The 13,118-nt window shown below is 37.5% G+C and carries 11 protein-coding genes and 3 pseudogenes; 6 read left to right on the forward strand and 8 right to left on the reverse strand.

The genetic code is table 11. The features are described 5' to 3' along the window. Positions 1-37: 37 nt before the first annotated feature. From F955_RS04370 to F955_RS04385, 4 genes are all read right to left on the reverse strand, one after another. Positions 38-1,006: an MBL fold metallo-hydrolase gene (locus F955_RS04370; protein WP_026056724.1), complete on the reverse strand. Its 969-nt coding sequence runs from the start codon at positions 1,004-1,006 to the stop codon at positions 38-40. Between the two features lie 268 nt (positions 1,007-1,274). Next, positions 1,275-2,207, reverse strand: coding sequence for an IS5 family transposase (locus tag F955_RS04375; RefSeq protein ID WP_008302424.1), 933 nt, complete (start codon positions 2,205-2,207; stop codon positions 1,275-1,277). A gap of 162 nt (positions 2,208-2,369) precedes the next feature. Beyond that, entirely contained in the window at positions 2,370-2,654 is a 285-nt protein-coding gene (locus tag F955_RS04380) for a hypothetical protein (protein WP_004809157.1), read from the reverse strand. Between the two features lie 910 nt (positions 2,655-3,564). Then, positions 3,565-3,795 carry a hypothetical protein gene (locus F955_RS04385; RefSeq protein WP_004809153.1) on the reverse strand — a complete coding sequence of 77 codons (231 nt, stop codon included), beginning with the start codon at positions 3,793-3,795 and terminating at the stop codon, positions 3,565-3,567. A gap of 252 nt (positions 3,796-4,047) precedes the next feature. Between F955_RS04385 and F955_RS04390 the strand changes: the two are divergent. After that, positions 4,048-4,197, forward strand: a pseudogene (locus F955_RS04390) (CinA family protein); the annotation flags it as partial. A gap of 4 nt (positions 4,198-4,201) precedes the next feature. Here the strand turns inward: F955_RS04390 and F955_RS16285 are convergent. Then, positions 4,202-4,486: pseudogene (locus tag F955_RS16285) on the reverse strand (transposase); the annotation flags it as partial. Between the two features lie 41 nt (positions 4,487-4,527). Between F955_RS16285 and F955_RS04395 the strand changes: the two are divergent. Beyond that, positions 4,528-5,307, forward strand: coding sequence for a hypothetical protein (locus F955_RS04395; protein WP_004891746.1), 780 nt, complete (start codon positions 4,528-4,530; stop codon positions 5,305-5,307). 14 nt (positions 5,308-5,321) lie between these two features. Here the strand turns inward: F955_RS04395 and F955_RS04400 are convergent. From F955_RS04400 to metG, 3 genes and pseudogenes are all read right to left on the reverse strand, one after another. After that, a pseudogene (locus tag F955_RS04400) lies at positions 5,322-5,468 on the reverse strand (hypothetical protein); the annotation flags it as partial. 295 nt (positions 5,469-5,763) lie between these two features. Continuing rightward, on the reverse strand, positions 5,764-6,120 hold the full coding sequence (locus F955_RS04405) for a hypothetical protein (protein ID WP_004814739.1): 357 nt from the start codon (positions 6,118-6,120) through the stop codon (positions 5,764-5,766). Positions 6,121-6,258: 138 nt separating this feature from the next. Next, positions 6,259-8,316, reverse strand: coding sequence for a methionine--tRNA ligase (gene metG, locus F955_RS04410; protein WP_004891752.1), 2,058 nt, complete (start codon positions 8,314-8,316; stop codon positions 6,259-6,261). 184 nt (positions 8,317-8,500) lie between these two features. Here metG and F955_RS04415 point away from each other — a divergent pair, with 184 nt between their 5' ends. From F955_RS04415 to F955_RS04430, 4 genes are all read left to right on the forward strand, one after another. Beyond that, positions 8,501-9,304 (forward strand): hypothetical protein, encoded by an 804-nt coding sequence (locus F955_RS04415; RefSeq protein WP_004891755.1) that lies wholly within the window; start codon positions 8,501-8,503, stop codon positions 9,302-9,304. Between the two features lie 384 nt (positions 9,305-9,688). Then, positions 9,689-10,438: a hypothetical protein gene (locus F955_RS04420; protein ID WP_004891757.1), complete on the forward strand. Its 750-nt coding sequence runs from the start codon at positions 9,689-9,691 to the stop codon at positions 10,436-10,438. A 280-nt stretch (positions 10,439-10,718) separates the two neighbouring features. Next, on the forward strand, positions 10,719-12,002 hold the full coding sequence (gene apbC, locus F955_RS04425; protein ID WP_004891760.1) for an iron-sulfur cluster carrier protein ApbC: 1,284 nt from the start codon (positions 10,719-10,721) through the stop codon (positions 12,000-12,002). Positions 12,003-12,260: 258 nt separating this feature from the next. Then, a complete protein-coding gene (locus F955_RS04430) occupies positions 12,261-13,007 on the forward strand; it encodes an IS5 family transposase (RefSeq protein ID WP_026056797.1) in 747 nt (248 codons plus the stop codon). Positions 13,008-13,118: the final 111 nt, after the last annotated feature.

Here is a 13,118-nt window from a genome sequence, read left to right on the forward strand (position 1 = left end):
GGGTTTCATAGCTGAATATTGCAATCACAGTATTCAATTAATCTTTAAAGTGTACCGGTATCCACTGATAGCTTTGACCATCTTTTGAATAGATATGCCCAATCCCGGGGAAAGGTAAATGTGGTGCAGCAATCAACTGACCCGCTTTGGCATATTCAGCAAAATGTTTAAGACGGGTTTCGACTGCTGCCTTAGGGTCTATATCAAAATCTACCGCTGTTTTTGGTGCATCAAACTGCAAGGTATGTGAATGCACGATGTCACCAATAAATACCACTTCTTGAGCATCGGTTTTCAGTTTAAAGCTGTAATGCCCTGGGGTATGACCGAAAGATGGCTTAAATTGAATATCACCCAAAGCGAAAGCTTTGTCTGAAAAGACCTTAATTTTTTTGGCTTTTTCATACGGTGCAAGTGCGGCTTTAATTTTCTCAACTGTGCCTAAAAATTTCTCTTGGTTTTCTTTGGGTAGTTTCTTGATGGTGTTTGGACTGAGCCAGTAGTCATATTCGGTTTTGGAAATATGCAGTGTGGCATTTGGGTAATTTGCTACACCGTTATTTGAGATGCCGCAGACATGGTCAGGGTGTAAATGGGTCAGGAAAATGCTATTGACCTGTCCAGGCTGATACCCTGAAGCTTTTAGGTTGTTATAGATTGAACCTAAGTGTGTGCCAAAGCAGCTTGCAGCACCGCTGTCGACCATTAGTAGTTGGTTGCCTGTATTGATTAAAAAAGCATTGACTGAGGTTTGTATGCCTTTGTCGTTGATGGCAGCGTATTTTTTGAGAATGCCCGTTTTTTCGCTGTCACTTAAGCCCTTAAATAAAGCTGGGTTTAAATAGTTTGTACCATCGAGTAGGGCGGTGATTTGAGTGTTGCCGATTTGGTGATGGTAGTAGCCAGCGACTTGTTTTTGAGCTGGAATAGTGGTTTCAGCCGCTTGGGTGGTGAGGGCTGTGGTGCTTAGAGCAAGTGTGAGGAATAGGGGGTTAAATGTTTTCATGGGGTTCTTATAGCTTTTAAAGAGATAAATCATTTTTAGCATGTTGAGAAATATTTTTCATTGGGTTTTAATTTTAGTAATTCATTCTAATTAAAAAAGAGTTAATCAAAGTTCATGCATAGCTATATTTCAGAGCCTAATAAACATATCGAAGACTACCTGGACTATTATTTCGATGGAAACAAGAATTTTGAATATGCTGTGTTATTGAACGGAGGCTTTGTTGCACAAAGATTTGAAATGCAAAGCGCCCCTAATTGAGCCAAATTTAAGGCGTAACTTGGGTAAGTGGGCGACCTAATTCCGTAAATCTGTTAAGGACTGCTACACGTGCATGGATCTCATTCACTTGGCTACCAAAACTCCTTGCGCTGAGTTTATCTCCTAATAATTTAATGCAGTGCATCTTAGTTTCAACCAAACTTCGCCGATGATAGCCTGACCATTTTTTCCATAGTGTCCTGCCTAAACGTTTAATTGTTCGAAGTAATTCATTTCGCTCTAGCGAGCTACTCTTTGTATCTTTCCATTGTTTCGCATTTTTTCTAGGTGGAATCACCGCATGCGCTTGCCGATCTGCAATGACCTGACGGCATTGCTTGGTGTCATAAGCTCCATCGGTATAAACAGAGTCAATCCGCTCATCTTGTGGAATCTGATCAAGTAAATCACCAAGCACCTGTGAATCACTGACATTATTGGTTGTAAGCTGAACTGCTCGTATTTGTAGGGTTTTGGCATCTATACCAATATGAAGTTTACGCCATTGGCGACGATATTCAGATCCATGTTTCTTGCGTTTCCATTCGCCCTCACCTAGAAACTTCATGCCTGTAGAGTCCATGAGTAGATGCAGCCCATCGCTACTTTTTTGGTAGCTGATTACAATATCAATATGCTTTTGTCTTCTACAAAGCGTGGTGTAATCTGGAGCTATCCAATTTAATCCGCAAAGTTTAATCAGACTTTGTACAAAGCCAGTAACCATACGTAAAGACAGACGAAATAAGGATTTAATCATTAAGCAGCATTGGATGGCTGCGTCGGAGTAGGTTTGATTTCGCCCTTGTTTGCCTTTTGATGGAGCATACCATTGCGTAGCAGGATCAAACCAAATGGCAATATTTCCGCGACTCATGAGTGCTCGGTTATATGCGGGCCAATTGGTTGTGCGGTAGATTTTGTGTGTAGGCTTCTTCATTTGAAAATTATATCGCTAAAAAAGCCTTTACAGATAGGTTTGTGCAACAAAGCCACAGTACTCTATTCTACATTTTCTTCATCAACGTCTTTCCAAACTTAAATTCAGTTATGAAGCCCAAAAGAAAACCGCCTTATGGCGGCTTTCTTCGAGTTTCAATACTTAGCGCTGTTGTCCGCGTTGATTTTGTTGATCACGCTGATGAGCTTGTTGTGTTGAATCTTGCTGTTGACCTTGTTGATTAGGCTGCTGTTGCTGTTGCAGATCCTGCTGATTCTGTTGATCTTGCTGGTTCTGCTGATTTTGCTGACGTTGATTTGGGTTCTGTTGATTTTGCTGGTTAGGCTGTTGCTGTTGCTGTTGATTTGGATTTTGCCATTGGTCTTGCTGATTTTGCTGACGCTGTTGCTGATTCTGGTTCGGATTTTGTTGGTTTTGGTTAGCCATTGGAGACGCTCCTTTTTCCTTTATAAGTAAATGAACCGATCTTTACGAGTTCAGTATTTACTCTACAGCCTTCTGCATAAACTCCAAGTCATAACCTGTTACAGACTAATTCAATGTAAAATAAATTGATTTAAACTATTGATAATCCATTTTTACACTTACATTATTTACCCAAGCATCTCGTAAATAATAAGAATAGCTACTAATATGTGCAGATGAAATCTATATCTAAAAAAATGCAAAATTCTACTTTTTTAAAATATAAATATTTTATTTATAATTCGTAAAATTATTAACTATAAAACTTAGATTTAATATTTTTTCAAGACATCAAAACCTATATAAAGATTCTAAATACTTTATACAGGGAAGATCAAAAATTGGTTATACACTCAATTAAAATATAAGTCATTTTTGAGAAGATTAAACAATTGGGTTAAGTATGGGGCGAAGACCCAATTACCGATCATTCTAGTCTAAATATAGTTAAGTCAATTAGTATATCTTTCCATCATATTATAATTTTGTATATAAGCAGAATCGTCAATCCCATGCGCTACGACATAGTTTCCGCAATCTGTAACCATCTGAAGATTGATCAATACATTCACTTATGCAAAAAGACCAAAAATAAAAACCAAAGGAATCGCCGCTGATAAAAGTTTTTCATGATATTCCCCTAAAAATGAAGGGAAATTTTATTTTTAATTATTAATATATGATTAAAACGAGGAACAAAAACAAAAAAAGTAACCCTTTTAAGATATTAATTACTGCATTATAAACACTTTAATTAAACATAATAATAAATAAAAATAAGTAAGCAAACATTTTATAATATATTGTTATCTAATAGTTTATTAAAAAACCTCTAAAAAAGAGGTTTTTTCAATCTTATTCAAATTATTAATTAAATCGCGACCATTTTTACAATAATCGTTTGAGTATCTTCTTTTTCATCGGGTAATTGCAAACGTTTTAACTCCTTGCTTTTCACCTTTAGTTTTAAATTCTGGTAGGTAATAATCGCAGGAATCTGATCAAAATACTGTGCATCCGCATCAATTTCTTCCTGAAATAAAGGGGTACCCAACTGATAGTCCAGACTTTTCAGGACTACATATTTAACTGTAGTTTTCATTGTAACAACCTACTTTCATCAAGCACTTTATTTTTATTTTTACCACTGTTTAAGCTTAGATGATACCGTTAAATGCAAATTTTGCTTAACTCTTGGTCAAACACACTCATTCGCTGAATTTTGAACATGTGTATCTCATATTTAGCTTTTAACAGCATGTTTTGTATAAATGTATACAATCGTAAGGGTGATTGAAGAATCCACATTTCGTCTATACATTGAATACATCACCCTCAAATAAAAATGATAGCCATGTTAAAAGAATGTTGTGATTTACTCGAACAAAAAAAACTGAAAGTTGCTTTTGTAGAAAGTGCAAGCTCAGGCTATTTAAGCAGCCAGTTTTCGCTTTATAAAGAATGTGGTGCACAAATTTTACTCGGTGGACTGGTTTGTTATGATGCCACGTGGTGTAATCTGGAGCTATCCAATTTAATCCGCAAAGTTTAATCAGACTTTGTACAAAGCCAGTAACCATACGTAAAGACAGACGAAATAAGGATTTAATCATTAAGCAGCATTGGATGGCTGCGTCGGAGTAGGTTTGATTTCGCCCTTGTTTGCCTTTTGATGGAGCATACCATTGCGTAGCAGGATCAAACCAAATGGCAATATTTCCGCGACTCATGAGTGCTCGGTTATATGCGGGCCAATTGGTTGTGCGGTAGATTTTGTGTGTAGGCTTCTTCATTTGAAAATTATATCGCTAAAAAAGCCTTTACAGATAGGTTTGTGCAACAAAGCCGGCTTAAAGAAGAACAGCCTACATGGTTTAAGTTAATGGATTTTTGGGATTTACCTGAATTAGAATTTGAACGATTAATTAAACAGGCTAAATCCGAAATTGAAAGTAATGGTTTACAGCATACCTCTGATGTATTGCATACAATAAGTATGCTAATTTATTTAAAGAAAAATAATTTAATTTTTTTCTCTGTAGAAGATCTACTACCTATTGCTAAAAAACATTGGAAAAGTCTATTTAGTATTAATGAAAGAATGAGAGAGATAAAGGATTTTAGTTTCACTGAACATTCTGGCTCTTATGGCTTTTATGCTAAAGGTATATTGGAATTTGATAAATTTATTAAAGAAGTGATGGCTTCATATGAAGAGAAATATAGTGAGCAAGATATTGAAAGAGTAAAAAATTTATTAGATCTAATGGATACAGATGGTTGGTTATTTGCTCAACGTATTAGCCTTACCAATAGCGAAGAAAATTATTATTACGATTATCCAATTTTAAAAGAAATTGATCCAATAGTCTTTGCAAAAAAACTTTGTGATACAAATAGTAATCATTCTAATAGTATTCTTCATGGACTTTGGAATCGATATTCAATTAAAGGTTCATTTGATATGTATGCTAAAGAAAATAAGTGGTTTGCTAATGTAGAAAATAGTATTAAATCAGATATTTTACCTTCAGCACATAAGATATTAAAAGCAAAAATCAATTTAAGAATTTTGCCTAAAATTTCAGAAATTAAAAAAGAGTCTAATAAATAATAAAAATAAGGCCATTAAGACACTTTATCACCCGGTTTAGAACCAGATTCAGGTGAAATTACCCAAACACCGTCGCCATTATCCGCAGCGAGTACCATACTGTTTGAAATACCAAAACGCATCTTATGTGGTCCAAGGTTATCAACTATTAACATTAACTTAACATTGAATAGTTGAAATTTATAACAGACTAATATTTAAAGTATTTTGAGGCAACATGGATGTCGCCGTTCACTTATGGTACAGGGACGTATCATTAAGTGAACAAAAGATTTTTGTTACTTTTGATCTTTCAAAAGTAAAGCAATTCCTACGCAAAGAAAATATTTTTTATAAATTTAGAATGCGGCAATGATGCAATATGACCTCTCCCTAACCCTCTCCTTTAAAAAAGGAGAGGGAACTTACAGGCATAAAAAAGCCCCTACAACGTAGAGGCTTTTTTACAACTAAAAATTATTTTTTACATTCTGGCTGTGAACGATCAATCACCTGCGTACCTTCAACACGGTAACCGATCTGCCCTACAATAAATGCTTGATTCAGTTGAGTAATAACAACATCAGATAAAGCCACAGCACAACGATCTTTCTCAATTGCACGATCTACCGCTGTTTTGAAGTTAGGAATACCTAATGGGAATAAAACTACCGGAACCTTATCTTCACCTGTGACACGTTGACCTTTCACAAATTGGTTTGAGTTCAAGTTATAGTTCTTTGTAGAAGCTACGGTCATATCTGCCATACGAACTGAACAGCCTGTAAATGCAATTGTTGACATCGCTAGAACTGAAACTAGTAATTTTTTCATGTTTACCCCGAATAGTTATAAAAAATAAAAAGCGCTTTGATTTTATCGATATATTTTTTTAAAACAAGGAAATAAATTATATAAATGGTATAGAAAAGCCCCTACATTAGTAGAGGCTTCTTATTTAAGATCTAAATCTTAAGACACTTTATCACCCGGCTTCGCACCAGATTCAGGTGAAATCACCCAAACACCTTCGCCATTACCCGCAGCTAACACCATACCGTTAGAAATACCAAAACGCATCTTACGTGGTGCAAGGTTGGCCACCATCACCACCAATTTGCCTTTTAAATCTTCAGGCTGATAGAACTCACGGATACCGCTAAACACGTTACGTGGCTCAGCTTCGCCGACATTTAGAGTCAATTGAAGCAGCTTATCAGAACCTTCAACCGTTGCAGCGTCTAATACTTCCGCTACACGAAGGTCAACTTTCATAAAATCATCAATATTAATGATTTCCGCTTCACCGACTTTAGGCTCAGCTTTCTTCTCTTTGGCTTTCTCTTTTTTCTTTTCAGCTTTTGGTGCTTCGGCAGGTGCAGCTAAAGAATCTTTAGATGCATCCACCATAGCAGCCACAGCTTTTGGATCAACACGTTGCATTAACGGTTGGAACAATGCAATTTCGTGCGCTACTAATACTTGCTTACGAGATTCAAAGTTAAAGCTGTCTAATTGTAAGAACGCTTGAACTTGTTCAGCCAATGTTGGCAATACAGGCGCAAGGTAAACCGCCAATTGACGGAACAGGTTAATACCCACAGAACACACGTCATGAACTTGTTGTTCTTCGCCTTCAATTTTCGCTAAAGCCCAAGGCTTTTTCTCATCAATATATTGGTTGGCTTTGTCAGCTAACGCCATAATTTCACGAATCGCAGTCGAGAATTCACGTGCTTCATAAGCGGCAGCGATTGAATCACCTGCATCAATAAAGCTTTGCACCAATTCAGGCTCTGCACAAGTCGCAGAAAGTTTATTATCAAACTTGGTGTTAATAAATTTCGCACAACGACTTGCGATGTTTACGACTTTACCAACTAAGTCTGAATTCACTTTTTGAACGAAATCATCAAGATTCAAGTCAGAATCTTCAACTTTGTCAGAAAGTTTAGATGCGAAGTAGTAACGTAAATATTCAGGGTTTAAATGCTCTAAATAGGTTTCAGCTTTAATGAATGTGCCACGAGATTTAGACATTTTCTGACCGTTTACAGTCAAGAAGCCATTAACAAATAAGCTTGTAGGCGTGCGGTAGTTTGCACCTTCAAGCATGGCAGGCCAGAACAAGGCGTGGAAATACACGATGTCTTTACCAATGAAGTGATACACCTCATTTTGAGAATCTTTTTTCCAGTAATCCTCAAAGCTTAAGTCAGGGCGTTTAGTTTTGATGTAGTTTTCAAAGCTTGACATATAGCCGATAGGCGCATCTACCCAAACATAGAAATATTTGTTTGGTGCATCTGGAATTTCAAAACCGAAGTAAGGTGCATCACGAGAAATATCCCAATCCGACAAACCTGCTTCAAACCATTCATCTAACTTGTTGGCAATCGACACAGGTAAACGACCTTGATCACGTGTCCATTTTTGCAGGTATTCACCAAAGTTCGGCAATTTAAAGAAATAGTGATCTGAAGATTTCTCGACAGGCGTCGCACCGCTTAACGTTGATTTTGGATTTAACAGTTCAGTAGCGTTATAGGTCGTGCCACACACTTCGCATGAATCGCCATATTGATCTTCCGCTTTACATTTTGGGCATGTGCCTTTAATGAAACGATCCGACAAGAACATGCCTTTTTCAGGGTCAAACAATTGCGTTACAGGGCGAACTGCAATATTGCCCGCTTCACGGTTCTTGATATAAATCTCAGATGCGCGAGCCTGGTTTTCGGCACTGTTGGTTGAATCGTAGTGGTCAAAGTCCACTTTAAAACCAGCAAAGTCACGTTCGTGTTCTTTTTGTACATTGGCAATTTGCTGTTCAGGGGTAATGCCATTGGCTTCAGCACGCAGCATAATCGCCGTACCATGCGCATCATCCGCACATACATAAGTCACGTTATGACCCATTGCACGCATCGCACGTACCCAAATATCAGCTTGGATATAACCGAGTAGGTGACCCATATGGATCGGACCATTGGCGTATGGAAGGGCGTTAGTGACTAAGATATTACGCACGGATCTGACTCTCTCATTCGTATTTTATGCAATGGGCGGTAATTTTACATGAGATAGACATGACTTGCATAAGGCTTTTGGTGAATTCTTTTTCAATAACAAAGTTGCACATCGATGAAATGCTACTTTATGGCAGGATTATCAGGGATAATAGCCTATCCGCCATTTGCTTGAGTGCTTGACCATGTATGACGATTACAATGATTTTGAAGATGATCAACCAGTCAGACGGATTAAATCGAATATCAAACAACAGACTTTAGGCAAACGTATCCTTGAAGATGCTCAAAGCTATTTAGATCAGATCTCACAAGGCGAACATACATTTTTAATCAATATCTTACGTGAACTCGCACAGCAGGATGAGTATTTTAATGTGTGGGCAGATCAGCTCGATCAACCTGTCGGTTCAAAAGTGGCCAATGATGCCTTAAACCTGATGCATTTTTGGCAACAGATTCATGCCTATGAAGATGTTAAAGCCTTTAACCTACTCGATGTCATCAATAGTGAAGACTTCCAAAAAGACGTACTGACTGCTTTTGATGCGATGCAAATAGATGAAGCCCATAAAGCCTTACGCCGTCCTGTGATTGTTGAAGCCTTTAAAATGTATAAATTGGGCTGTTATGCAGGTTGTGTACCTTTGCTCTATGCACAGCTTGAAGGTTTACTCACCGACGTCTTAATCCAACAAGGTTTTTTAAAGCAAAACGGCACCAAGTTTGTCGATGTCTATAAAATCGTTCCCGGTTTAAAGGGCAATGAAATTAAGAGTCTATGGCATAAATCTAAAATCGCTGCAGAACTGAATCCATACTTTGCAGAACTGGCTGCTTATAAAATGGATTCTAGTTCGAACGTCACTTCAACACGCCACAACATTTTGCATGGTACAGATGTGTCACATTTCACTCAAGCGCGCAGTTTTATCCTGTTCATCTGGTTGTTCTCGGTAGTAAGTTTTATGAGTACCGTGCGTGCTTAAACTAAGGTCGTTTGATACCTTTAGTTTTATTCATTCTATAAACGTTTAATGTAGATCGATCATAAGCATCCTTTAGCTTGAAAAATCAGGCTATAACAGCATTTGAATAGGTAAGCTAAAGGAAATGCAATGTCATGATGACAGTAAAATACTAATCGATGGTGCAAGAAATAAAATAAATAGAATCTTTAAAATACAGAACACAATCTCGTCCAGTTGGTGGTGATAAAAATTTAAGATCGTAAGGTTTGTGCTATCTGATGCAATGATCAGCAACAACATGTACAGGCTTTGTTGCAGTTTGCTTAATTCATCCGATTCATTCTCTGCTTTATGCTAAATAATTGTCTGATAACTTATATGACTTACCTAAGGAGGGTACTCATGACTCAGAATAACCAGACTAGTACTTCTAAGCAGAACCAAGATAAACAGCAACATGCACGTGAAATGCATGATCAAATTGAGAAAGAGCAGAAGCAAAACGAGATCGACAAGCAGCACAAACAGGAACATCAGGAAGTACTAGAGGCTCAGAAGAACGGGTCGGATGATAAATCTGAAAAGCAGAGCGCTAATCACTCAGATAGTGAGCAGTCAGATAAAAAAAATGAAACGACCAAGATGGATGACTTAAAGGCCAAGGCGATTGCTATTGGTGAAGAGCTATTACAGAAAGGCGAAAAGATTCTGAATGAGCTAAAAAATGGCAAGTCTGAAGCCAAGCAGAATGATGATACAGATGATTCCAAACAGGCTGCGCATAAAGATGGAAAATCAGACCAGCAACATGGCAATGGTCAAGATCAGCAGGATCGTATGACTCATCTTAAAGATGAAGCCTTACATAAGTTTGATGATACCAAACAGAAGATTACTGAATTGGTGAATGAAGCTTCTGTCAAACTGGCTGAGCTGAAACAGATGGCCACCGATACGATGACTAAAATGAAAGAGAATTCATCTAAAGATCAAGACGCTAAAGATGACACCTCTAAGGAGAATACGTCTGATAAAAAAGAGGCTGCCAAAGATAAGGATTCAGAATCTGATGCAGACCAGTCTAAACAGGATCAAGGCAAAAACACCAAGGACCAGCAAGATAAGTCCGAACACAATAAAAATCATAAATAAGCTTTGATCGCACTGCCACTTCAACCATAACAAGGTTGAGGTGGCTGAATCTAATCAGACTCTTATTGTAAAAATAATTATTCGCATACTAAAAACTACCTTATTTCTTATTCTCTTTCACTTTCCATTATTTCTATTCGCCACAAATTAATAAAACCAAGTAAAATGGTTGGAAATTGAAAATATCTCCCTCATCTTAATGGGCAGAATGCTTAACCTTAAGTGAAAAGCCCGTTAAACTAAGCTATTTAGATATCGATCTACATTTTTGGAGTAACCTATGTCGTGGCTTTCTTCGCTTAAATCGGTTTTTTCGCCTTCCAAGGAGGTGAACGAAGAAGCTGTGCAGAATGTACTGCAAAATTATATCTTGCCAAATTCTAACAATGCCTTGAAAGATCGGATTACTCAGGTCAATGTACAAGGTGAGATCTTACAGATCACGATTAATACCTATCCTGAAGAAAAAGAGCAGCTACAGCAGATTCATGATGAACTGGCTGACGCATTGGAAAAATGTGGCATCAAAGAACTCAATATGCATGTGATCCAGCAAAAAACGGGGCATAAAAAAGAGGGCGGGTGCGGGCATCATCATGCTGAAGGTGAAAGCTGCTCTAGCCAGCCAAAAACTCCAGTAGCACCAAAATCGAGTTTACCACCCGTGGTGGATGCATCTGCAAGTACTGATGCTGTAAAGCAGGCGAATGAAAATTATCAACCTCAACAAGAAGAAGCGCCTATTCAAAAAGCTGCCCCGCAACAGCGTGATGTGCCGAAGCATCCACGTATTCAAAATGTGATTCTGGTGTCTTCTGGTAAAGGTGGTGTGGGTAAATCAACCACAACAGTGAACCTGGCCTTGGCTTTACAAAAACTGGGTCTAAAAGTCGGTGTACTGGATGCGGATATTTATGGTCCAAGTATTCCAACAATGCTCGGTAATGCGGGTAAAACTCCGATGATTGAAGCTGAAAACTTTGTACCATTAGATGCCTATGGCTTGGCGGTGCTGTCAATTGGTCATTTAACCGGTGATCACAATACACCAGTGGCATGGCGTGGTCCAAAGGCAACGGGTGCATTAATGCAATTGTTTAATCAGACACTTTGGCCAGATCTGGATGTCCTGATGATTGATATGCCGCCAGGTACAGGGGATATCCAGTTGACTCTAGCGCAGCGTATCCCAGTCACTGGCGCAGTGATTGTGACAACGCCACAAAATGTGGCATTACTGGACGCTACCAAAGGAATTGAACTGTTTAACCGTGTACAGATTCCAGTCATGGGTGTGATTGAAAATATGTCGACTCATATCTGTTCAAATTGCGGCTATGAAGAACAGATTTTTGGTACTGGTGGTGGCGATAAATTGTCAGAACAGTACAATATTCCACTACTTGGCCGTCTGCCTTTAAATGCTGTAATCCGTGAAAATGCCGATGCCGGAACGCCGTCAGTGATTGCTGGAGATGAGGCTGCTGATAGCTATATGGCGATTGCCGAAAAGATTGCAGCCAAACTGCCAAAGGCTCAAAAAGATCAGTCCCGTATTTTTTAATAGAGATCATTGATTAAAACCTCAGTCCAGGCTGGGGTTTTTATTTTAAAGCTGACAGTAAAATGAAAGTATTTCCTAGCAAGTAGGCCCAATAAAAGCAAGAAAATAAATTAAGACAATAAGTAGAAATAAGCTGAGTGACTTTGAAAGATTTGAAGATGAAAAAATCAGAAATGTATTAGGGTCTGTTGACATTTGTTGATTAAAAAAATAGCGAGATAGTAAAATTAAATCGCCAAACCCAATTTTACACTCGCTATGCCTCGAACAATGCTAAATGATCAACACTGGTCCAAGTTACTTGCTATTTTCCGTCACTTTAATATTTATCTCAAATTAAATTTACGGAATTTTATTGAAGCGATTTTATTTCGAATTAGAACAGGCTGTCCTTGGCGTGATTTACCTCAAGAGTTTGGTAAATCAAATTCTATTTTTAAGAAATATAATCGATGGTCTAAAAATAGTAAGTTTATGAATATTTTTAAATTATTCAGCCAGCATGCTGATAAAGAGTGGATTTTTATCGATGGGAGCCATGTACGAGCGCATCAACATTCAGCTGGTATTAAGAATCAAAGTATTTCCAAAAGTATTGGTGGTAATAGTTCAAAAATACATTTAGCAATCGATTCAAATGGTAATCCTATTGAATTTATTATTTCAGATGGAACTTCACATGATATTAAGGTTGCACCTGATCTTGTATCAAAATTAGATTTAACAGAGTCAGAAATGCTATGTGCAGATAAAGGCTATGATTCAGAAAGTTTCAGAAAGAAAATTAGAGAAAGTAATACGAAAGCAAACATTCCTCGAAGATCAAATGCCAAATCTAGCAATGATGATATGGACTGGTATATGTATAAAATCAGACATTTAGTTGAAAATGCATTTTGTAGATTAAAACAATTTAGAGGAATTGCCACAAGATACGATAAGCTAAAACGTAACTATCAAAGCGCTGTTGCTTTAGCTTGTATATTTATATGGTTGCCTCTTTAGCTCAATTTATCGGCTGTAAATGTCAACACACCCTATTAGATGAATCATTTTAAAGATATAAAAATTTAATTTTTGAGTTAGTGTTTTCAGTAGAATTTTCTCATGAATAAG

Source organism: Acinetobacter schindleri CIP 107287 (assembly GCF_000368625.1).
GTDB classification, from domain to species: Bacteria; Pseudomonadota; Gammaproteobacteria; order Pseudomonadales; family Moraxellaceae; genus Acinetobacter; species Acinetobacter schindleri.

Coding starts and splice junctions, on each gene's coding strand:
- F955_RS04370 (WP_026056724.1), bottom strand. CDS start 1,006: ATGAAAACATTTAACCCCCTATTCCTCACACTTGCTCTAAGCACCACA.
- F955_RS04375 (WP_008302424.1), bottom strand. CDS start 2,207: ATGAAGAAGCCTACACACAAAATCTACCGCACAACCAATTGGCCCGCA.
- F955_RS04380 (WP_004809157.1), bottom strand. CDS start 2,654: ATGGCTAACCAAAACCAACAAAATCCGAACCAGAATCAGCAACAGCGT.
- F955_RS04385 (WP_004809153.1), bottom strand. CDS start 3,795: ATGAAAACTACAGTTAAATATGTAGTCCTGAAAAGTCTGGACTATCAG.
- F955_RS04405 (WP_004814739.1), bottom strand. CDS start 6,120: ATGAAAAAATTACTAGTTTCAGTTCTAGCGATGTCAACAATTGCATTT.
- F955_RS04415 (WP_004891755.1), top strand. CDS start 8,501: ATGTATGACGATTACAATGATTTTGAAGATGATCAACCAGTCAGACGG.
- F955_RS04420 (WP_004891757.1), top strand. CDS start 9,689: ATGACTCAGAATAACCAGACTAGTACTTCTAAGCAGAACCAAGATAAA.
- apbC (WP_004891760.1), top strand. CDS start 10,719: ATGTCGTGGCTTTCTTCGCTTAAATCGGTTTTTTCGCCTTCCAAGGAG.
- F955_RS04430 (WP_026056797.1), top strand. CDS start 12,261: ATGCCTCGAACAATGCTAAATGATCAACACTGGTCCAAGTTACTTGCT.